At 34.3% G+C, this 21,334-nt stretch carries 18 protein-coding genes; 7 read left to right on the top strand and 11 right to left on the bottom strand.

From position 1 onward, the window contains the following. The first annotated feature begins 37 nt into the window (after positions 1-37). Entirely contained in the window at positions 38-508 is a 471-nt protein-coding gene (locus tag Q9Q97_RS04375; RefSeq protein WP_306154993.1) for a nuclear transport factor 2 family protein, read from the top strand. A 108-nt stretch (positions 509-616) separates the two neighbouring features. After that, positions 617-2,359, top strand: coding sequence for an APC family permease (locus Q9Q97_RS04370; protein WP_306154992.1), 1,743 nt, complete (start codon positions 617-619; stop codon positions 2,357-2,359). A gap of 1,055 nt (positions 2,360-3,414) precedes the next feature. Here Q9Q97_RS04370 and Q9Q97_RS04365 read toward each other — a convergent pair. Then, complete coding sequence (locus tag Q9Q97_RS04365) at positions 3,415-4,902, bottom strand: aminotransferase class V-fold PLP-dependent enzyme (RefSeq protein ID WP_306154990.1); 1,488 nt, start codon at positions 4,900-4,902, stop codon at positions 3,415-3,417. Between the two features lie 185 nt (positions 4,903-5,087). Here Q9Q97_RS04365 and msrA point away from each other — a divergent pair, with 185 nt between their 5' ends. After that, positions 5,088-5,621, top strand: coding sequence for a peptide-methionine (S)-S-oxide reductase MsrA (gene msrA, locus Q9Q97_RS04360; RefSeq protein WP_306154989.1), 534 nt, complete (start codon positions 5,088-5,090; stop codon positions 5,619-5,621). Positions 5,622-5,735: 114 nt separating this feature from the next. Continuing rightward, on the top strand, positions 5,736-7,304 hold the full coding sequence (locus Q9Q97_RS04355; RefSeq protein ID WP_306154987.1) for a YdiU family protein: 1,569 nt from the start codon (positions 5,736-5,738) through the stop codon (positions 7,302-7,304). A gap of 198 nt (positions 7,305-7,502) precedes the next feature. Here the strand turns inward: Q9Q97_RS04355 and Q9Q97_RS04350 are convergent, their stop codons facing one another. Beyond that, positions 7,503-8,471 (bottom strand): YpdA family putative bacillithiol disulfide reductase, encoded by a 969-nt coding sequence (locus Q9Q97_RS04350; RefSeq protein WP_306154985.1) that lies wholly within the window; start codon positions 8,469-8,471, stop codon positions 7,503-7,505. 1 nt (position 8,472) lies between these two features. Then, entirely contained in the window at positions 8,473-8,946 is a 474-nt protein-coding gene (locus Q9Q97_RS04345; RefSeq protein WP_306154983.1) for a CYTH domain-containing protein, read from the bottom strand. Positions 8,947-9,165: 219 nt separating this feature from the next. Here Q9Q97_RS04345 and Q9Q97_RS04340 point away from each other — a divergent pair, with 219 nt between their 5' ends. Together Q9Q97_RS04340 and Q9Q97_RS04335 are read left to right on the top strand one after the other, a co-directional pair. Then, positions 9,166-10,074 carry an OmpA family protein gene (locus tag Q9Q97_RS04340; RefSeq protein ID WP_306154981.1) on the top strand — a complete coding sequence of 303 codons (909 nt, stop codon included), beginning with the start codon at positions 9,166-9,168 and terminating at the stop codon, positions 10,072-10,074. A 21-nt stretch (positions 10,075-10,095) separates the two neighbouring features. Beyond that, a complete protein-coding gene (locus Q9Q97_RS04335) occupies positions 10,096-10,641 on the top strand; it encodes a hypothetical protein (protein WP_306154980.1) in 546 nt (181 codons plus the stop codon). A gap of 242 nt (positions 10,642-10,883) precedes the next feature. On the opposite strand, the gene Q9Q97_RS04330 is transcribed toward Q9Q97_RS04335, so the two are convergent. The 8 genes from Q9Q97_RS04330 to menD all read right to left on the bottom strand — a co-directional run bounded on the left by Q9Q97_RS04330 (position 10,884) and on the right by menD (position 19,981). Continuing rightward, positions 10,884-11,918 (bottom strand): o-succinylbenzoate synthase, encoded by a 1,035-nt coding sequence (locus tag Q9Q97_RS04330; RefSeq protein ID WP_306154977.1) that lies wholly within the window; start codon positions 11,916-11,918, stop codon positions 10,884-10,886. Positions 11,919-11,999: 81 nt separating this feature from the next. Beyond that, positions 12,000-13,226: a M48 family metallopeptidase gene (locus Q9Q97_RS04325; protein ID WP_306154974.1), complete on the bottom strand. Its 1,227-nt coding sequence runs from the start codon at positions 13,224-13,226 to the stop codon at positions 12,000-12,002. Positions 13,227-13,448: 222 nt separating this feature from the next. After that, entirely contained in the window at positions 13,449-14,126 is a 678-nt protein-coding gene (locus Q9Q97_RS04320; RefSeq protein ID WP_306154972.1) for a metal-dependent hydrolase, read from the bottom strand. A 31-nt stretch (positions 14,127-14,157) separates the two neighbouring features. Next, complete coding sequence (menA, locus tag Q9Q97_RS04315) at positions 14,158-15,120, bottom strand: 1,4-dihydroxy-2-naphthoate octaprenyltransferase (RefSeq protein WP_306154970.1); 963 nt, start codon at positions 15,118-15,120, stop codon at positions 14,158-14,160. 110 nt (positions 15,121-15,230) lie between these two features. After that, positions 15,231-16,064 carry a 1,4-dihydroxy-2-naphthoyl-CoA synthase gene (locus Q9Q97_RS04310; RefSeq protein WP_012024845.1) on the bottom strand — a complete coding sequence of 278 codons (834 nt, stop codon included), beginning with the start codon at positions 16,062-16,064 and terminating at the stop codon, positions 15,231-15,233. A gap of 806 nt (positions 16,065-16,870) precedes the next feature. Continuing rightward, complete coding sequence (locus tag Q9Q97_RS04305; protein ID WP_306154952.1) at positions 16,871-17,725, bottom strand: S1 RNA-binding domain-containing protein; 855 nt, start codon at positions 17,723-17,725, stop codon at positions 16,871-16,873. Between the two features lie 165 nt (positions 17,726-17,890). Next, positions 17,891-18,232, bottom strand: coding sequence for a DUF2853 family protein (locus Q9Q97_RS04300; RefSeq protein ID WP_306154950.1), 342 nt, complete (start codon positions 18,230-18,232; stop codon positions 17,891-17,893). Positions 18,233-18,319: 87 nt separating this feature from the next. Next, positions 18,320-19,981 (bottom strand): 2-succinyl-5-enolpyruvyl-6-hydroxy-3-cyclohexene-1-carboxylic-acid synthase, encoded by a 1,662-nt coding sequence (menD, locus tag Q9Q97_RS04295; protein WP_306154948.1) that lies wholly within the window; start codon positions 19,979-19,981, stop codon positions 18,320-18,322. Between the two features lie 176 nt (positions 19,982-20,157). Between menD and Q9Q97_RS04290 the strand changes: the two genes are divergently transcribed. Continuing rightward, positions 20,158-21,333 (top strand): thioredoxin fold domain-containing protein, encoded by a 1,176-nt coding sequence (locus Q9Q97_RS04290; protein WP_306154946.1) that lies wholly within the window; start codon positions 20,158-20,160, stop codon positions 21,331-21,333. Position 21,334 lies beyond the last annotated feature (1 nt).

The raw sequence follows: 21,334 nt of genomic DNA, 5'->3' as shown, positions 1-21,334 counted from the left end.
ATATAATAAATCTTATATTTAACATAAATATTTTTTTATGAATGCAAATGAAACCTTGATTACAAAATTCTATACCGCTTTCGCGAATGCAGACGCCAAAACAATGAGCGAGTGCTATCATCCGAAAGTTCATTTTATTGATCCAGCTTTTGGTTTATTAAAAGAAGAACAGGTTTCTAAAATGTGGGAAATGCTTCTTTTAAAAAGCAAAGGCAATTTAAAAATTGAATTCTCAGATGTAAAAGCCGATGCTTCTACTGGCAGCGCAAAGTGGACTGCCACTTATAATTTTAGCAAGACAAATAGAAAAGTTGTCAATAAAATCTCCGCGGAATTTATCTTTCAAGACGGACTAATTATTAAACACACCGACAATTTCGATGTTTGGAAATGGTCAAAACAAGCCTTTGGACTTACTGGTTATTTGCTAGGCTGGACAGGATTTTTTCAAAAAAAAGTACAGACACAAGCCCTATTATCGCTTAAACAATTTCAGAATGCCAAATAAATCTGGCTACACGCAAAGTATATCTTAGATTTAAATTCAATATCTGCCTTCTTACCGATTATAATTATTTTGTTGCTTCAGTATTAAAAGTATTAATTCTAAATGCTTATGAAAGAAATCGTACACAAAAAATTAAATCAATTACAGGCAACCGCGATCTGCGGAAACGATATTAGTTCTTCCTGCCTGTATGTTTCAGCTTTAACCATTTTATACGCAGGACAATACGCCTGGATTTCTCTTCTAATTGTCGCTGTAGTGCTATTTCTTTTTAGAAAGATTTATGCAGAAGTTGTTGGGGCAATTCCTTTAAATGGAGGCGCTTACAATGTTTTGCTGAATACTTCTACAAAACGGCTGGCATCTCTGGCCGCGACCCTTACAGTACTATCCTATATGGCAACCGCCGTAATTTCTGCCTCCGAAGGTATGCATTATCTGCACGGAATTTTCGAAGGTTTGAATGTTACCATTGCCACATTCATTGTTTTAGTTTTGTTTACAGGTTTGGCGATTTTAGGAATTGGAGAATCGGCATTTGTAGCGGTGGTTATCTTTTTGACCCATATTGGAACTTTGACATTGCTCGTTTTAGCATCAGCTTGGTTCGTTTTAAATAGCGGATTAGACACTTTTCATATTAATTGGCAAACTCCAATAGCTTCAGGAAGCATCAGAACTGCGCTTTTTCTTGGTTTTTCGGCGGCCATGCTTGGAATTTCTGGCTTTGAAAGCTCCGCCAATTTTGTCGAAGAGCAAGAACATGGTGTTTTTCCTAAAACACTTCGTAACATGTGGGGAATTGTAAGTTTCTTTAATCCCGTTATTGCTATCTTGTTAATTAGTGTAATTCCGTTAACAGAAGTTGGAGCAAACAAAGAATCGCTTCTAGCGCACTTAGGAGAAACAACTGGCGGTTCATGGCTTGCCTGGCTTATCTCTATAGATGCCGTTATGGTACTTTGTGGAGCCGTTTTAACCTCCTTTGTCGGTGTTTCAGGACTTTTAAACCGAATGACATTAGATAGAATTTTGCCGAATTATTTTTTAAAACAAAATAAAAGAGGTTCACATTACAGAATCGTTATAAGCTTTTTAATACTTTGTCTTTCTGTACTTTTCGCTACCAATGGACATCTAGAATCGTTGGCAGGAGTTTATACTTTTTCTTTCCTAGCTGTAATGGCGCTGTTCGGAATTGGAAATTTACTTTTAAAATACAAACGCAAAAAACTTCCAAGACCTGAACGCGCAAGAGGCATTGCAGTTGTTGCAGCCGTAGCTTTTGTAATTGCAGCCTTTTTCGGAAATATGATATTGAATATCAATTCGTTTTACACCTTTTTGCAGTATATGATTCCAGCCCTACTGTTTGTTGGCATTATGCTCAATCGAGTCGCTTTAATACGATTATTAATCGAAGCTTTAGAATATTTTTACCAGCCACTGCGAAAAATGGTGGTGCTAAGTAATCGCTATCTTGAAAGTTTAAGCTCTAAAATAAATTCTCAGGAGTTTGTTTTCTTTACCAAAGGAGACGACATTACCATTTTGAACAAAGTTTTACAGTATGTTGAAGCCAATGAAACAACCAAGAAATTGAAAATTGTTTATGTCAAAAAAGATCCTATAGACAACGAAGCGCTCAAAAAAGATTTAGAAGTTTTAGATCGCGCCTACGACAAACTCGATATAGAATACATTGAAGTCAAAGGCGTTTTCGGCCCAGAAATTATCGATGAACTCTCCCAAAAATGGAAAATCCCTAAAAACTTTATGTTTATTGGCTCTCCAGGAAATAGATTTTCCTATCGCGTTTCCGATCTTGGCGGAGTTCGATTAATTATGTAATTTTTTAGCAGCAGAAATTTCCGTTTTTTCAAGAACATTATTCCCGCTATACGCTATATCTTTTATGCTGAACCCCAGCATAAAAGGATACCGCTCCTATCGGGGCTATACCACAAGTATATTTTTCATAAGAAACATAAATAAAAAACATATCTATTAAACGACAAAACCCGACAGGTTTCAAAAACCTGTCGGGTTTAACTATCTCAGCTTTGCGAACTTATTCACCGCAACGACAAACACAAGCTCTGCAAAATTTCTTAGCGTGCTTTGCGTTAAAAAAGTCAAAGTTCTACGTTAATTAATAAAATTTTAGAAAAAAATATCAATCAAAGCTATGTCACCCTGAGCGAAGTCGAAGGGCATTCCAATTGACACGTGGGCTTCGACTCCGCTCAGCCAGACAAAAGGCGTCAACATTAAACCAGCCGGATTTAACCAATCCAGCTTTGCGAACTTATTCAACACAAAAACAAACACAAGCTTTATAAAATTCCTTAGCGTACTTTGCGTTAAAAAAAAGAGCCACAGTTCTACGTTAATTAATAAAATTTTAAAAAAAAATATCGATCAAAGCTATGTCACCCTGAGCGAAGTCGAAGGGCGTTCCAATTGGCAATTGCGTTAGCCAGACAAAAAATATAAAAAATAAACCCGACAGGCTTTAAAAACCTGTCGGGTTTAGCTATCCCAGCTTTGCGAACTTATTCAACGCAAAAACAAACACAATCTTCATAAAATTCCTTAGCGTACTTTGCGTTAAAAAAAAGTCACAGTTCTACGTTAATTAATAAAATTTAAGAAAAAAATATCGATCAAAGCTATGTCACCCTGAGCGAAGTCGAAGGGCGTTCCAATTGGCACGTGGGCTTCGACTCCGCTCAGCCAGACAAAAAGTGTAAAAATACAAACCCGACAGGTTTTTAAAACCTGTCGGGTTTATCAAGTTCAGCTTTGCGAACTTATTTAACGCAACGATAAACACAAGCTTTATAAAATTCCTTAGCGCTCTTTGCGTTAAAAAAAATATTAGTGCTGTTTGCGTTAAAAAAATATTAAGACTTAAACCACCCTTCTACCAACTCATCCTCAAACGAAGTCGCATCTTTATGAATAAACTCATTACGCATTTTGTCATAAGAATAATCCAATGCCCACGTTTTATGATTTGCCGCTAATTCTTTTATACTTTTACAAACAAAAGCAATTTCTTGATCAGTAGTAGTTGGATGAATCGACATTCTAATCCATCCCGGTTTTTTGATTAAATCGCCAATCGTAATTTCGTTAACCAATTTATTAGAAGTTTCCTGATCTACGTGCAATAAATAATGACCATAAGTACCCGCGCAACTGCATCCGCCCCTAGTTTGGATTCCAAAACGATCATTTAAAATTTTAACACCAAGGCTAAAATGAAGATCATCAATAAAAAAGGAAACTACACCAAGACGCTCTTTATGCTGTCCTGCTAAGATTTTGATATTTTCAACAGGTTCCAACTCAGAGAAAACATAATCAACAATTTCATGCTCACGTTCCATAATGTTTTCAATTCCCATTTCCTCTTTCAGTTCAATAGCCAAGGCCGTTTTAATAACCTGAAGAAAACCAGGAGTTCCTCCATCTTCACGATCCTCAATATTATCAATATATTTATGCTCGCCCCACGGATTTGTCCAGCTTACCGTCCCTCCGCCCGGACAATCCGGAATCATATTATTGTATAATTTTTTATTAAAAATTAAAACGCCAGAAGTCCCAGGTCCACCTAAGAATTTATGCGGAGACATAAAAATAGCATCCAAATAAGCTTCTGGATCTGCTGGATGCATGTCAATTTCTACATAAGGTCCTGAACACGCAAAATCTACAAAACAAACACCATTGTACTGATGCATCAATTTTGCAGCTTCATGAAATGGAGTTCTCAAACCAGTAACATTTGAACATCCTGTAATAGAAGCAATTTTTATCGTTCTATCTTTATATTTTTCTAATAAAACTTCAAGATTTTCTAAATTAAAAAGCCCTTTCTCGCAAGACGGAATAATCTCCACATCTGCAATCGTCTCCAACCAAGAAGTCTGATTAGAATGGTGCTCCATGTGAGAAATAAAAACAATTGGTTTTTTCTCAGCAGGAACATTCGTAAAGCTCTTTAAGTTTTCTGGAACTTTTAATCCTAAAATACGTTGGAATTTATTGATAACTCCCGTCATACCAGTTCCATCAGTAATCAAAACATCGTCGTTATTTGCATTTACATGACGCTTGATAATATGTCTTGCATGATGGTATGCTTTTGTCATAGCAGTACCAGATACAGTCGTTTCAGTATGCGTATTGGCGACAAAAGGACCAAACTCATTTAGCAGTTTTTCCTCAATCGGACGATATAATCTTCCGCTGGCAGTCCAGTCTGTGTAAATTATTGATTTTCTGCCATACGGCGAAGTAAATTCTTGGTTTATACCGACAATATTCTGTCTAAATTCCTGAAAATAAGTTTCCAGTGTCATGGTACTATTTTTGCTATCCATTAGTTGTGCCTTGTGTTTGACTGCAAATATATAGTCTTTTTTATAAAATTGCGAATTTATCAATACTAAACTTCAAACACTAGAATACTGTTTGGTATTTTTAGTTAAAAGAACTTTTTTTTAATAAATTATCATAATATCCTATCGAATTAATAGGCATTGTAAAGTAAAAGAAAGCATTATGTATGAAGAACATATCAATAGCTACCTTTGGCGGCGGATGTTTTTGGTGTATAGAAGCGGTAATTCAGCGTTTAAAAGGTGTAGAATCAATACAATCGGGATTTGCTGGCGGATTTATAAAGAATCCACCATATCGCGAAGTGCGCACAGGAAGAACAGGACATGCCGAAGTGATTCAAGTAGCTTTTAACCCTGACATAATTTCATATCATGACTTAATTTTTATCTTTATGACAAGTCATGATCCGACAACTTTAAATCGTCAAGACGCTGACAGCGGAACACAATATCGTTCTATTGTTCTCTATCATGATGAGGAACAAAAAGAAATAGCAGAAAAAGTATTTGAAGAAGTGCAGCCTGCCTATCCAGATCCAATTGTAACGGAATTAAAAGCTTTTGAAGTTTTTTACAAAGCCGAAGAAGACCATCAAAATTATTATAATGAAAATCAAGACGCACAATATTGCCAACTTGTAATCGATCCAAAAATTCAAAAACTAAAAAAAATGTATGCCGATAAATTGGTGAAATAATACTTAGTATTTTCATCTTTTACGAAAAAATAGCTAAGCAAGCACCAAGAAAATCTAACAAATGATGGGCTAAAGTCTAAGGACTAAGGACTAGCCACTAGAAAACTAAAAAAAATGAAAAATCTAAAAATAAAAAATCGTTTTACTTTCGAATTACCAGCAGATCCAGACTTGACAAACGAAGTTCGTCAGGTTAAGAATACGCTGTTTTCGTATGTAAATCCAACAAAACCTTCCAATCCGAAATTGATTCACGTTTCTGAAGAAGTGGCTGAATTGGTTGGGATTTCTAAAGATGAAATTCAGTCAGAAGAATTTTTGAATGTTGTTACTGGAAAAGAAATTCTTCCAGAGACACAGCCGTATGCTATGTGTTATGCGGGACATCAGTTTGGAAACTGGGCGGGACAATTGGGAGACGGACGTGCGATTAATTTAACGGAAGTTGAAAATAATGGGCAGTTTTACACACTGCAATTAAAAGGAGCTGGTAAAACTCCATACTCTAGAACTGCAGACGGTTTGGCTGTTTTGCGTTCATCTATACGAGAATATTTGTGCGCAGAAGCCATGCATTATCTAGGTGTTCCCACTACTCGATCACTTTCGCTTGCTCTTTCTGGAGATCAAGTTTTGAGAGATATTTTGTATAACGGAAATCCCGCTTATGAAAAGGGAGCCGTGGTCTGTCGTGTTGCCCCTTCGTTTATTCGTTTTGGAAGTTACGAAATGCTAACAGCTAGAAATGAGCTAAAAAACCTGAAACAGTTTGTAGAATTTACCATTCAGCACTATTTTCCTGAAATAAAAGGCGAGCCAAAAGAACAATATTTACAATTCTTTCAAAAAGTTGCCGATACAACTCGCGAAATGATTCTGCACTGGCAGCGCGTCGGATTTGTTCACGGCGTAATGAATACCGATAATATGTCGATTCATGGAATCACGATTGATTATGGCCCGTACGGTTGGCTGGAAAACTATGATCCAGATTGGACACCTAATACAACCGACAGCCAAAACAGAAGATATCGTTTCGGAAATCAGCCTCAGGTAGCACAATGGAATCTGTTTCAATTGGCCAATGCACTTTATCCGTTAGTTAATGAAGCTGCGCCTTTAGAAAAAATCCTAGATTCATTTATTACAGAATTTGAATCTGATTATAAAGCCATGTTTTTAAGTAAATTGGGATTGTTTACTTCAAGCGAAGCTGATGATAAAATTATTAAAGGTTTAGAAGAAATTCTGAAGTTGTCGGAAACTGATATGACTATATTTTTTAGAAATTTAAGTCAGATTAAAAAAGAAGATTCTGTAGAACAAGCCTTCGAGAAAATTGAAAATGCATTTTACATTTCAGAAGAAATAAAAGAAAATATTCTGGAAGCTTGGCAAAAGTGGTTTACGGTTTATTTGAAAAGATTAAACGCTGAATCTTTATCTGATGAAGAGCGTTCGGAAAAAATGAATAAGATAAACCCAAAATATGTGTTGCGAAATTATATGGCGCAATTGGCTATAGATGCCGCCGATAAAGAAGATTATACTTTAGTAGATGAATTATTTCAACTTTTAAAAAATCCGTATGACGAGCAGCCTGAATCTGAAAAATGGTTTGCCAAACGTCCAGATTGGGCAAGAACAAAAGTCGGCTGTTCTATGCTGTCTTGCAGTTCTTAATGCTTTTTGCTTGCCACGAATTACACGAATTACACTAATTAAATAGTGCGCGGCAGTATCATACTTCTTAATTTTTTTTGCCACAAATTACACAAATTAGCACAAATTTATTTTAGCGATCTTTAAAAAATTAGCGGAAATTTGTGTAATTTGTGGCTATAAAAAACATATAGATTGCCATAATTCGTAGCAAATAAACTATTTAGCCGTAATATGATCTACTATCATAGTAGCATGGATTCTCGAGTTTTCGATAAACCATTTATGCGTCTGCATTCCGCCGCAAACTACACCGGCAAGAAATAAACCATCTACATTGGTCTCCATAGTTTCCGGATTATAGACTGGAATTTTTAATTCATCTTCAGAAAGCTGAATTCCAATGTTTTCAAGAAAATTCAAATCTGGTTTATAGCCAGTCAAAGCTAAAACAAAATCATTTTCGATTGTAATTTTACCGTTTGGGGTCTGAATTTCTACTTCATTTTCCCGAATTTCAGTAATATTCGATTCAAAATAAGCTTTAATGCTTCCTTCAGCAATTCTATTTTCGATATCTGGTTTCACCCAGTATTTTACACGGCTGTTAATTTCGTTCTTGCGGACCACCATTGTTACCTCCGCTCCTTTTCTCCAACATTCCAACGCTGCATCTACAGAAGAATTATTAGCTCCCACAACCAAAACTTTTCTAAAAGCATACTCGTGTGCTTCTTTGTAATAATGACGAACCTTTGGAAGATTTTCTCCTAAAACATTCATTTCAATCGGAATGTCATAAAAGCCAGTAGCGATCACAACATTTTTAGCTTCGTAATCTTTCTTATCGGTTTTGATCTTAAAAATTCCGTTATCCTTCTGAACGTCTAAAACTTTTTCAAACAAATTAATATTGAATTTAAAGTAACGGTGGATATTTCGATAATATTCCAAAGCTTCTTGACGCCCTGGTTTTGGTGCCAAACAATTAAACGGAATATCACCAATTTCTAATCTTTCTGCAGTCGAGAAAAAGGTCATATATAATGGATAGTTAAAAATACTATTAACGATCGCTCCTTTTTCTATAATCAAATAGTCTAATTTTTTCTTTTCGGCTTCTATTGCACAGGCAAGGCCAATTGGTCCGCCACCTACAATAATAAGGTCATATTTAGATTCTGTCATTTTATTTTTGCCAGTCTTTATAAGGATTTTTGCCTAAATAAGCATTGTAATATCTTTCATCGTTTGTTACTTCTTCACCAAGCCAATCTGGTTTTTCAAAGATTTCATCTTCAGAATTTAATTCTATTTCTGCCATTATCAAACCTTCGTTTTCGCCGTAAAATTCATCAACTTCAATTACATGATTTCCAGATTTCACTTCGTAACGCGTTTTTTCAATTTTGCCTTTTTCGCATAATTTTAAAAGTTCTTGCGCTTCATCAAGCGGAATTTCATTTTCCCATTCAAAACGGGACATACCGCCGCTATGGCTTATTCCTTTTATAGTTAAATAGCCTTTATGCCCTTTGATTCTGACTCTAACCGTACGCTCAGGTGCAGAACTCAAATATCCTTGAGCGATCTTGTTTTGAGTAAAAGCCAGATTTTTGAATTCTTCTGATTTTACCAAAAATTTTCTTTCAATTTCGACCATTTTTCATTCTTTATTTGAAATTTACTGCAAGTTAGTCAATTTAGCGATTTAAAAGTTTATCATAATTTAAATCTATTTGCTAGCTAAAATGTTAATTTAAAAAGTAATCCTAATCTTACTTTTAAAAATACTATGAAAATAATAAATTTTCAATAATCTGATTATTAAATAATTAGCTTTTCTTTTTTTGCTAAATTTGATAGAATTAAAACCTAAATTATGTCTAAAAAAACACTCTATCTATTAGGCATTGCAATAACCATTATTTTAGGCACCTTTTTGTACCAAAAATTCTGCTGCAACTGCTGCGAAAAAACAGTAACGGATGATACTCCAAAAACAGTTTCTACTACTGTTGAAGAGCCTGATGTTCCGTTTGTATTAAATGGTCAAGGTATTGAATATCGTACCAGCGATAATTTGAAGTTCCTTAAAAACAGCGCTAAACTTATAGTGCCTGTAAGTGATTCTGTAACAACTGGAATCGAAAAGCTAAAAGCCTTTTTAGCGTCGAATCCGAAACAGAAAATAACCATAACTGGTTATGCAACATCTGACGAAACCAATTCTACTTCTTTTGAAAATCTAGGTCTTGCTAGGGCAAATGACGTAAAGAATTATTTTGTATCGAATGGCTTGGCTGAAAATCAATTTACGACAAAAGGCGAAATAATTGATAAGTGGAAAATGAGTGCCGATACACTAATCGGGCCAGCAGATTATGCCTTCGAAAGCATAGACTCTACTTCGACAGCGACTGATGAATGGAGCTTGCTAAAAGAGAAAATAAATGCTGATCCGTTAATTCTGCACTTTAATACTAATCAGTCACGCCAAACATTAAGCGACGCCGATAAAAAGAAAGTTGCTGATATTGCTAAATATGCGGCGCATGTAAAAGACGCCACTGTTGTGGCTGTGGGACATTCAGATAATGTTGGAAATCGGGATTCTAATATCATTTTGGCGCAAAAAAGAGCTGAGTTTTCTAAAAATTATCTCTCTAAAAACGGAATTAGTGCAGAAAGAATTGAGACCATGTCTAAAGGTCCAGATGAACCTATTGGAGATAATCAAACGGAAGAGGGTAAAGCTTCTAACAGAAGAACTGTCATTACAATTAAATAATTAATTTCAAAACATATAATCATGAATATACCTTGTATTTTAATACCAATACTAGTGGGGCTAATCTGTGTAATTTTAGGCTACTTACTAGGAAAAATGAACTCAAAAAATGATGATTCACTAACAGCTTCACTTCAAGCAGATTTGGATGCCTGCAGAGCTAATACTAAAAACTTAAATGCTAGAATTGCTACTTTAGAAGCAGATCTTGCTGCAAAAGTTAATGCATCAGCTCAATCTTTTGCATCTACAGCCGCTCCTGTTTTTCTTTTTGACAGTGAATTGGCTACAAGTGCGCTAGGAAGAAAAATAAAAGAAAATGACTTAAAAATAGTAGAAGGAATCGGACCAAAAATAGAAGCTTTGTTTAATGAAGCTGGAATTAAAACATGGTACGAGCTTTCCGAGGCTTCTACAGAAAAATTGCAATCTATTTTAGATGCCGGTGGTGAAAATTATGCTATCCATAATCCTAGTACTTGGGCTAGACAAGCGTTAATGGCTTATCAAGGAAAATGGAAAGAATTAAAAGATTGGCAAGAAAGTCTTTTAGGCGGGAAAGAGTGATTTTTTTTAAGCTTCTAAGTTGCTGAGAGATACAAAGTGGCAAAGTGACAAAGGTGCAGAGTTTTTATATTCTAGATTTTTGTTTCTTCAACCTCTTTAGCTTCTAAGCTCCTGAGATACTAAGTTTCTAAGACTGATAGAAAGTGGCAAAGTGACCAAGGTACAGAGTTTTATATTCTAGATCTTTGTTTCTTTGCCACTTTGTTACTTTGTCACTTTGTCACTTTGTTACTTTATCACTTTCAAAAGAAAGATTTCCAATCTTTTGAAGCATTGTACCAAAGCTGGCCTTTTTTTACTTCAAGAGGACAATCTATATTATTTGTATATAATGCTCCTGTTCCTAAACCTTGTGGCATATCTGAATTTAAGGTAAATGTCCACTGTGAAATAGCATTCAGGCCTATATTGCTTTCTAATGCCGAAGTAATCCACCAGCCAATATTATATTTTTCTGCTAATGTGATCCATTCTTGCGTACCGCGGAAACCACCAATAAAACTTGGTTTTAGTATGATGTATTGCGGTTTAATTTCTTGCAACAGTTTTTCTTTTTCTTCTAACGAAAATACGCCAATAAGTTCTTCATCTAAAGCAATCGGAAATGGCGTCTGTTTGCATAATTCTGCCATTTCAGCCACTTGCCCTTTTTTTATTGGCTGTTCAATACTATGAAGCTCGAATTGTTTTAATTGATTTAATTTATCTAAAGCTTCTGTTGAAGAAAAAGCCCCATTCGCATCAACTCTGATTTCTATTTCTTCTGGCGAAAAATGGCTTCTTATGAATTGCAACAGTTCTAATTCTTTAGCAAAATCAATCGCTCCAATTTTAAGTTTTATGCAGTTAAAACCATCAGCCAATTTCTCTTCTATTTGCTCCTTCATAAAAGCTGCTTCTCCCATCCAGACTAAGCCATTTATGTAAATCGAACTTGAATTTCGGGTAAAATCTGACGGAAATAAAACATACGGATTTTCGCTTTTAAGAGATAAAAAAGCCATTTCTATTCCGAATTGTATGGAAGGAAATTCTAATAAAGCGTTCCAAAGTGCTGTTTCACCTAAATGAATGTTATCGCAAGCCCATTTTAGTTTTTCTTCATAATCTGGACGATCATCTGCGCTTAAGCCACGCAATATTCCGCACTCGCCTATTCCTTTTTTTCCATTTTCTTCGAGAATTATAAACCAGGTTTCTTTTTCGGTCATAATTCCTCTAGAAGTTCCAGAAGGGCGTTTGAATTCTAACAAATATTTTTGATAAGATGCGATCATTTTTTTAAGGGTGCTAAGCTACTAAGGTTCTGAGGTGCTAAGTTTTTAGATAGATTATTAAAGCACTTGTATCTGAGAAATTTAATTAAATAATTTCAAGATTTTTTCAAAATCTTTTGATGGTAAACCCGCTTTTTCAAAAGCCTGAAAATCAAGTTTTGTTTTAGCAATCCAGCTTAAACTGTCTGTTACATTTTGGCTTTGGTATTTTTTATAGATGGCTTTGGCTGCGCTATAATTGTTACTTACCAAATATGTATGAGCTAGATTTAATTTTACTAATAATTCTGTATCATCTAATTTTTCGCCTTCTTGAAGCACTTTTAAGGCTTTTGCATATTGTTTGGTAAGTATGTAGCAATATCCTAACGAACTGTAATCTATGGCTGTTGCTTTGCCTTCGTTTACAATCGTATTCAATTTCGGAATTGCTTCATTGTATTTTTGAGTTTTAATTAAAGATGCGGCTTGCGTTCTTAAATCGTTAAATACATTTTTAGAAATGTCTGCGTCTTTGTAACAGCTGTTTCCGAAATCTTTATACACTTTTGTTTTTTCTACAGCCAATAATTTTTGAAATTCATCATAGCGATATTGTTTCATGATTTTATTCAAAATACAAACGCAGAAATCATCTGAATTGGCCATTTTTTGTGCCATTGTAGAAGTTTTGCACAGACTGATAATTTCGTTTTTATTGTCTTGGTTCCATCCTCGGTTTAATTTTGTGTCCACCCAAGGCACGACTTCCAAAACTACTTTTTGACTCAACAACCAATTTTTACTTTCAAAACCAAACCAAATAGTATTGATATTTTCTTTTAAACAAGAAGATTTATTGACAGACAAACGTTTAGCATCTTTACTGACTGGTTCTGCCTGAGAATAACACGCTTTGTCAATTTTACCATCTGCAACGTATTTTTTGGCATTTTCATTAGAGGTAAAAATGGAATAAGTACACTCATCATCACCTGAAATTTTAGACATCAGGAAAACAGCGCCTGCAGAACCTTGGCTTACCCCCGTCGGATCCGGAATTGCTTTTAATAAAGAGACCAGACTATTGGCCATTTCTTGATTTTTATCTAAAAGTGTAATTCGATATACAATTTCTGTAGTTCCAACGGGTAAATCTTCTGTTGGTATAGAAATTCTATCGCGGGCAGGAACCATAATTTCTTTGGTTGTTGCTCGCTCTTTGTCCCAATAGCCTTCTTTTTGAGCAAAGGCATTAAAGGAAACTGTTATAAGTAAGGATAAAATTATTTTGAAAGTTACATTTCGTGATGATGCTTTAAGTGCCACGGATCTTACAGATTAAAATGATTTTTACTTTTAAAACTCAAAATTCAATTAACATAGATTATGCCAAATAACTTTCTTATGAAATCAAGTACCCAAGCCCCGATAGAAGCGGTATCTCCCGATTTAGAAAAACTACGGCTAAAAGCCTTGTTTTTCTAAATCGGGAGTATAGTCCTTCGACTCCGCTCAGGATGACAATTTAGACTTATCTTAGAATAAATATTATAGTTCTATAGATTCTCCGATTGGTAAAAGCATTAAATCTTTTCCTTTATCGAAAAATTTACGGATTGCTTCTTCGTGATTAATCTCTATATAACCGAAAGTATCGTAATGGTATCCTAACACTTTATCGCATTCTACAAAGTCAGAAGCGATAATGGCATCTTCAACATCCATTGTGAAGTTGTTTCCGATTGGAAGAATTACTAAATCTAATTTTGTACGAAGTGGAATTAGTTTCATATCAAACGTCAATGCTGTATCTCCGGCAATGTAGATGTTTTTATGCTCGCCCTCAATAACAAAACCTCCAGGGTTTCCTCCGTATGAACCATCAGGAAAACTGCTTGAGTGAATTGCGTTTACATATTTTACATTTCCGAAATCAAATTTCCAGCTTCCGCCATGATTCATCGGGTGAGAATTGAATCCTTTTTTCGCGTAATAACTCGCAATTTCAGCATTAGAAACAATAACTGCATTTGTATTTTTAGCAATCGCTTCAACATCCAAAACGTGGTCACCGTGCGCATGCGTTAATAAAATGTAATCTGCTTTTAATGTTTCAAGGCTGATTGCTGCAGCTAGCGGATTTCCTGTAATAAATGGATCTACAATAATATTTTTTCCTCCTACTTCAATGGCTAATGAAGCATGTCCGTAATATGTAATTTTCATTTTGTCAACTTTTATGTTAAACGTTTGTTTTTTATCTTCCTCCTAAAAAGAGGTTTACAATAATGTCTGAAATTAGCGAAATCATACACACTGTAAGCAATATAGAAAGCAAGAATGTGCTTAATGCTAGTTTTTTCAATTCTGGATCTAATAATTTAGGATCTTGATTTTTGTAAACTGTGATTAAATGTTTTGTCAATGGAATATAAGCCAATAAAAATAAGTATTGGTCAAAGTTGTAATCGCTTAAAATAGCAAATACCACTACCGAAACCATTGCTGTAATAATTAGGAAAAAGTGATAGCTTTTAGCTTTTTGAGCTCCAATCTGTACTACAATTGTATTTTTTCCAGATTTTCTATCCGACTCCTGATCACGCATATTGTTTAGGTTTAAAACCCCAACGCTCAATAATCCGATCGCTACCGCCGGAAGAATTAAAAGCGGATCAACTTCTTTTGCATACAAAAAGTTAACGCCCAACGTACTTACTAATCCGAAGAAAACGAAGACGAATAAATCTCCAAAGCCTCTATATCCGTAAGCAGAATTACCAACGGTGTAACGAATTGCTGAAACGATAGCTGCAATTCCTAGCAATAAGAAAAAGATAGAATACCCGAAATTGTCTTTTCCGAAGGCAAAATAAATTAATATAATGGCAGACAATAAAGTCAATAGTGAAGTAATAATGATCGCTTTTTTCATTGCTTGTGGTGTAATAACCCCACTTTGAATAGCGCGCTGCGGCCCCACTCGATCTGCATTATCAGTACCTTTTACTCCATCGCCATAATCGTTTGCAAAATTGGATAAAACCTGTAATCCTAATGTTGTCAATAAGGCAAAACCAAAAACCTTCCAGCTGAATACTTCAGTCGGCGTATTGATGGTTTCTGTTGGATTTGACAAAGCATAAATACTTCCAACTATAATTCCGGAAACTGATAAAGGTAAGGTGCGCAGTCTAGCGGCTTCAATCCAATGTTTCATTCTTGTTTATTATTTTAGATTTTAGAGTGTAGATTTTAGATTATTTTAAAATTCTGATTTTTAGATTATTCAAGATTAATCTAAAATCTAAAATCAGAAATCTACAATTATTATGGTAACCACTTATTTTCACCGAAGTTTGGTTTTCTTTTTTCTAAGAAAGCGTTTCTTCCTTCTTTTGCTTCTTCGGTCATATAAGCTAAACGAGTTGCTTCTCCTGCAAAAACTTGCTGTCCGACCATTCCATCGTCTGTTAAGTTCATGGCAAATTTCAACATTTTTATAGAGGTTGGCGATTTTTGAAGAATTTCCTGTGCCCACTCGTAAGCAGTTGCTTCTAGTTCGTCGTGCGGAATTACAGCATTTACCATTCCCATTTCAAAAGCTTCTTGTGCAGAATAATTTCTACCTAAAAAGAAGATTTCACGCGCTTTTTTCTGTCCTACCATTTTAGCTAAATATGCTGATCCGTAACCACCGTCAAAGCTTGTTACGTCTGCATCTGTTTGTTTAAAAATAGCGTGTTCTTTACTGGCAAGCGTCATATCGCAAACTACGTGCAAACTATGTCCGCCACCTACAGCCCAGCCTGGAACAACTGCAATAACCACTTTAGGCATAAAACGAATCAAACGCTGTACTTCTAAAATATTCAAACGGTGCTGTCCGTCGTCACCAACATATCCTTGATGTCCACGTGCATTTTGATCTCCACCGCTGCAGAAAGAATAAACCCCGTCTTTTGTAGAAGGACCTTCAGCAGAAAGTAAAACTACTCCAATTGAAGTGTCTTCTTGTGCATCGTAAAAAGCTTGGTATAATTCTGAAGTAGTTTTAGGACGGAATGCATTTCTAACATTTGGTCTATTAAAAGCTATTCTCGCTACTCCATTGCATTTTTTATAAGTTATATCTTCAAATTCTCTGGCTGTAATCCAATCCATTTTGATTTTTTTGTTTAAAATAATTATACGGTAAAAATAAAGCATTTTTACTACTTTACCTACTTAATCTGCCTTAAGTCTTTACTAATTTGGCCTGCAACGTTAACAATTGGTATTTACTTACAAAAAATAACATTTTTTAACATTAGTTTAGAAAAATAATATTTAATTTTACACCCTAGAAATCAATGAGATACAAAACATTTCAAAGATTTCAGATTGATTTTCTTTCACTGATTTATTAACCTAAAAAATGATTTTTTTGAGAAAATTTAAAAAATTTGTCGCTCATTTTTTTAGGGTTTTAAGTAACAAACCTCAATTAAAAGAGCAAATGATTTATGTGTTTGTCGAAACTTCAAAAAGAAAAAAGTAACACCTAAGGTTAAATGTTAGAATTGTTATATAATTAGTATAGGAATGATAACGAAAAAGAGGAAAAAGTACTAATTCACACTTTCTAAAAGTTATTTAATAAACCAATGGATGAGCCGTGAAATTATTTTTTTGCTTTTAAGATAGGTGCATCAATTGTTTAAAAGACATACCATCAATGGGATAATTTCTAAAATTTATAAAGCTATTGTTCTGAGATGGATTCGAATTATTTTATTTCTGTTTTTTTTTAATTACAATTTTTTTTAAAACTGAATAAAAAGCGAAAGGCTGCTCGTAATGGGCAGCCTTTTGTGTTATAATAATTTTGCTGAAGCAAAATAAATTCCAATTTTTTTAAATTCCAAATCCCAAATTACACACTAGCATCAATTGGAATTTGGAATTTAAAATTTGGAATTTTTATATTTTTATTCTTTAACCAAATAAATTCCGTCTTCTTTTATTTCAATCAGTTTTTCTTTGTATAAAGAGCCAATCGCTTTTTTGAATGACTTTTTACTCATTTTCAAAACTGTTTTAATATCCTCAGGATGAGAATCATCGTTTAAACGAAGGAAGCCTCTGCTGGCTCTTAATTCGCTTAAAATTTTCTCAGCATTTGGTTCAATGCTTTCAAAACCTTGAGCCTGAAGCGCTACATCAATTTTATTGTCAGGACGAATGGTTTTAATGTAACCGCGCATTCTGTCGCCAGTTCTTATGGCATCGTCATAAACTTCATCTTTATATAAAAGTCCTTTGTGCTGCTCGTTTATGATAACATTAATTCCCATGTCGGTAATGTGAGAAACAATTAAATCTACTTCTTCGCCTTTTTCAACTGTTAGATTATCATTGCTCAAAAACTGATTGGTTTTACTTGAAGCCACTAAACGATTTGTTTGTTTATCTAAGTACAAATAAACCAAGTAACGTTTTCCTTTTTCCATCGGTCGCGCCTGTTCTTTGAACGGAACCAAAATGTCTTTTTCCATTCCCCAATCCATAAAAGCGCCCACATTATTAATGTAATTCACTCTTAAAAGAGCAAATTCATTCAATAAAATATACGGAACCAAAGTGGTCGCAACTGGTCGCTGTTCGTGATCTAAGTAAACAAAAACGATTAATTCTTCGCCAATTTCAAATACTTTTGGAACGTATTTGTTTGGAAGTAAAACATCGTGAATTCCATCAGGATCATTTTCAGGATCTCCTAAAAACAAACCAACTTTGGTATCACGTAATATAGTTAGAGTATTGTATTTTCCTATTTCTAGCATCTTAATATTTTTCTAGGCAGTATAACTGCTAAGTTTTTAAGGTGCAAAGGTACGAAGTTTGGCGTGGCACAAAGAAATTAATTGTAACAAAACGCTATTTATTCTTAATAAATTAGAAAATCCCTTTATGCATAAGCGCCATAAAGGGATTTTTAGTGAATTTTATTATTTGAAAATGCTTTCTTTTTTAAAGTGCACCGTTAGCAAATAGTATACTACTGCTCTATATTTGTGCTTGTTAGATTTTCCATATTTTTCCATAACAGCATCAATTCCTTTGTCTAAATCTGGACCATTTGTTAAGCCTAACTTCTTGATTAAAAAGTTGTTTTTTACCGTATTTAACTCCGATTGCTGCGAAGAAGCTACTGTAGAGGCATCGTCATTATAAATTGAAGGTCCGCAAGCAATTGTAACTTTAGTCAATAAATCTGCATCAGCTGTAATTCCGCACTTTTCTTTTAAATCGGCAGTGTACTTTTTAATTAAATCTTCTCTTGTGCTCATAACTATAAAATTAATTTGGTGAATAATCACCAAAGTTATGAGTAAAGCAGTTTTAAAACAATAATTTTAACAAATATTTTCTTTCAATTAAATTAAGTATTTGAAATACTGTTTTAGAATAAGATCATTGGCTAATGTTGGCGTAAAAACTTCTAAAATACATGGGGCATCATTAGAATTATATAATGACTGAATTCCATTTTCTAAAGTTGGAATGTCTTGTGCCGTATAATAATTCAATCCGTACATTTTTGCCAAATGTTCAGCTGTTAGTTGGTGCGATGTTTCGAAATAAGTATTGAAAACCGGTTTCTCCTCATGTCCTGGAAGAATTCTAAAGATTCCTCCTCCTCCATTATTAATCAAAACAATTTTAAAATTTTTAGGAATGTACGAATTCCATAAAGCGTTACTGTCGTATAAAAAACTAATGTCTCCCGTAACAAAAACAGTCTGTTTTTCGCTTCGTAGCGCAGCTCCAATTGCGGTAGAAGTGCTCCCGTCAATTCCGCTTGTTCCTCGATTACAAAAGACTTCAATAGAATTGTCTATGTCAATTAATTGTGCGTAACGAATGGCAGAACTGTTGCTAATTTGCAACATGCTATTTTTTGGCAACGATTCAATTACTTTTTCGAAAACTTTAAAATCTGAAAATTCTATTTTACTTAAATATTCTTTTCTTCTTTCTAGTCTCGTTTGGTAAATGGCATCAATATTTTTGAAATAATTACTTTTTACAAAAGATGTTTTTGAAAGCAAATCTTTGAAGAAATCATTTGGCTGCATTTCAAAATGTTTTGTCAGCGCTCCAAATGTATCGTAAGCGCGTAAAGTATCTATATGCCAATGGTGTTTTGGCTTGTATTTTCTTAGAAAACCTTTTATTCTTTTTGACACCACCATTCCGCCAAAAGTCACTAAAACTTCTGGATTAAATTCTTTAAAATCAGAATCATCAAATGGAGTAATTAAAGTGTCAATTGAATTAATAAAACTTTGGTGATGAAGGTTCGAAGTCGTTTCTGTAAGCACAACAACTGACGGGTCTGAAGCTAAATTCTCGATAATTGCTTTATCAATAGTATTGGCTTCATTTACTCCAACCAAGATCAGTTTTCTTTTTGCAGTATTCCAAACAGAAACAATTTCATCATTATTTTCTATGTTTTGTGAACTATTTTCAGGTTTTAAAACTGTGATTTTTGGCTTTACAGAAAGCTCTTCTGTAGTTTCATAAAGAGGCTCTTCAAAAGGAGCGTTAATATGAACTGGTCCTTTTTTTAGAATTGCCGTTTCGATAGCCAAATTGATCTTCAAATCGTTTTCTTCTGAAGCTTCTTCGGTTAAATTGGCATTAAAAACAGAATGGTTGGCAAAAACATTTTCTTGGCGAATCGTTTGTCCGTCACCGATATCTATTTTACTCTGCGGACGATCTGCAGAAATCACAATCAACGGAATTTGGCTGTAGAACGCTTCTGCTAAAGCGGGATAATAATTTAATAAGGCTGATCCTGAAGTACAGACTATAGCGGTTGGCTGTTTGGTCTGTTGCGCAATTCCCAAAGCAAAAAAAGCGGCACATCGCTCGTCTGCAATACTGTAACAGGTAAAATTTGGGTTTTGAGCAAATCCGATCGTTAACGGTGCGTTTCTAGATCCTGGAGAAATTATAATATTAACAATGCCTTTGGCAGATAAAATTTCGATAATGCTTTGTGCAAGCGCTATTTTGGGGTAAATCATTACGGTCGTGTATTACTTTTTCAAAGAAAATCTTCTATCTGATTATTCTTTATCTTGCTTACAAAGTTACAAACTTCGCACTTGATTTATAGTATAATTAGGAATATATTAAGGCTCTTTACCAAAAAAGGGAATATATTTGTAAAATCGAATAATTACTAAAAGTCCGACTTGATATGCGTTTTTTATTTTTACTTTTTTTAGCTGTTACTTCTCAAACGATAACTTCTCAGAATCAATTTGTTCCTGTTGATGTTCCGTACAAAACGGCTTTAGAAAATGCAAAAAAAGAAGGAAAACCAGTTTTTGTAATGCTTTACGCCGACTGGTGTCCGCATTGTAATTTAATGAAAACCGAAGTTTTAAAAGATCCTGCTGTTCTTGATTTTCTCAATAAAAATTTTGTCTGCACTTATAAAAATATTGAAAAAGAAGAAGGAATTGCTTTAAAAGATAAATTCAATACCAAATCGCTTCCGACTTTTTTATTTATAGACCATAATGAAACGCTGATTTATGCTTTAAAAGGCGAAATGAAAAAAGCTGAATTTTTAAATGAATTGAATAATGCTTTGAATCCGAAAATGCAGTTGCCATATTTAGAAAAGCAATTTTTGGCAGATCCGAGCAATTCTGATAAATTCTTTGTTTATCTGAATACTTTAAAAAAAGGAAAAGACAGAACGGAATTATCGATACCAACACATATTTATTTAAATACGCAATCTGACAAACAATTGGTTAGCGAATTAAACTGGAGAGTTATTGCGAATGGAGTAACTGACATTAAATCAAGAGAATTCCAGTATGTTTTAAATCATCAGAAAGAATTTGCTACTGTTGCTTCTCAAAACCGCATTGACCGTAAAATTGAGAGCATTGTAAACGAACTGCTTCGCCCTCTGGTTGATAATTTAGATACGGTAAACTATTATAAACAAAGAGAAGTTGCCAAATCGATCCGATTGCAAAAAACGGATTCTTTGGTTTTTAAATACGATCTGACATTAGCCGAAAGAACCGAAAAATGGAATTTTTATAAAAAAGTGACGCTAGAAGATACTGAAAAATTGGTTTGGAATGATGCCAGTTTCTTAAAAGATATCGGAAATACTTATTTTAAACATATTAAAGACACCGAAAGCTTGAAAAAAGCTATTTCTTGGGTAGACCGTTCTTTAGAATTAAGCGATTCTTATGATGGAAATCTGTTGGAAGCCAAGCTTTATAACAAAATAAAAAATAAAAAGAAAGCTTTGGAATATGTCAAAAATGCCAAAGCCATAGCCAAAGAAATGGACTGGAATTCTAAAGAAGCAGATACTCTATTAGCCGAACTAAATACCAAATAAA

Source organism: Flavobacterium sp. DG2-3, assembly GCF_030730925.1.
GTDB lineage: Bacteria > Bacteroidota > Bacteroidia > Flavobacteriales > Flavobacteriaceae > Flavobacterium.
Note: the sequence above shows the minus strand (reverse complement) of the source record. Positions and strands in the feature narration are given on the sequence as shown.

Bases quoted from the DNA above. Each gene is read 5' to 3' on its own strand.
- Q9Q97_RS04375 (WP_306154993.1), top strand. From the start codon at position 38: ATGAATGCAAATGAAACCTTGATTACAAAATTCTATACCGCTTTCGCG.
- Q9Q97_RS04370 (WP_306154992.1), top strand. From the start codon at position 617: ATGAAAGAAATCGTACACAAAAAATTAAATCAATTACAGGCAACCGCG.
- Q9Q97_RS04365 (WP_306154990.1), bottom strand. From the start codon at position 4,902: ATGGATAGCAAAAATAGTACCATGACACTGGAAACTTATTTTCAGGAA.
- msrA (WP_306154989.1), top strand. From the start codon at position 5,088: ATGAAGAACATATCAATAGCTACCTTTGGCGGCGGATGTTTTTGGTGT.
- Q9Q97_RS04355 (WP_306154987.1), top strand. From the start codon at position 5,736: ATGAAAAATCTAAAAATAAAAAATCGTTTTACTTTCGAATTACCAGCA.
- Q9Q97_RS04350 (WP_306154985.1), bottom strand. From the start codon at position 8,471: ATGACAGAATCTAAATATGACCTTATTATTGTAGGTGGCGGACCAATT.
- Q9Q97_RS04345 (WP_306154983.1), bottom strand. From the start codon at position 8,946: ATGGTCGAAATTGAAAGAAAATTTTTGGTAAAATCAGAAGAATTCAAA.
- Q9Q97_RS04340 (WP_306154981.1), top strand. From the start codon at position 9,166: ATGTCTAAAAAAACACTCTATCTATTAGGCATTGCAATAACCATTATT.
- Q9Q97_RS04335 (WP_306154980.1), top strand. From the start codon at position 10,096: ATGAATATACCTTGTATTTTAATACCAATACTAGTGGGGCTAATCTGT.
- Q9Q97_RS04330 (WP_306154977.1), bottom strand. From the start codon at position 11,918: ATGATCGCATCTTATCAAAAATATTTGTTAGAATTCAAACGCCCTTCT.
- Q9Q97_RS04320 (WP_306154972.1), bottom strand. From the start codon at position 14,126: ATGAAAATTACATATTACGGACATGCTTCATTAGCCATTGAAGTAGGA.
- menA (WP_306154970.1), bottom strand. From the start codon at position 15,120: ATGAAACATTGGATTGAAGCCGCTAGACTGCGCACCTTACCTTTATCA.
- Q9Q97_RS04310 (WP_012024845.1), bottom strand. From the start codon at position 16,064: ATGGATTGGATTACAGCCAGAGAATTTGAAGATATAACTTATAAAAAA.
- Q9Q97_RS04305 (WP_306154952.1), bottom strand. From the start codon at position 17,725: ATGCTAGAAATAGGAAAATACAATACTCTAACTATATTACGTGATACC.
- Q9Q97_RS04300 (WP_306154950.1), bottom strand. From the start codon at position 18,232: ATGAGCACAAGAGAAGATTTAATTAAAAAGTACACTGCCGATTTAAAA.
- menD (WP_306154948.1), bottom strand. From the start codon at position 19,981: ATGATTTACCCCAAAATAGCGCTTGCACAAAGCATTATCGAAATTTTA.
- Q9Q97_RS04290 (WP_306154946.1), top strand. From the start codon at position 20,158: ATGCGTTTTTTATTTTTACTTTTTTTAGCTGTTACTTCTCAAACGATA.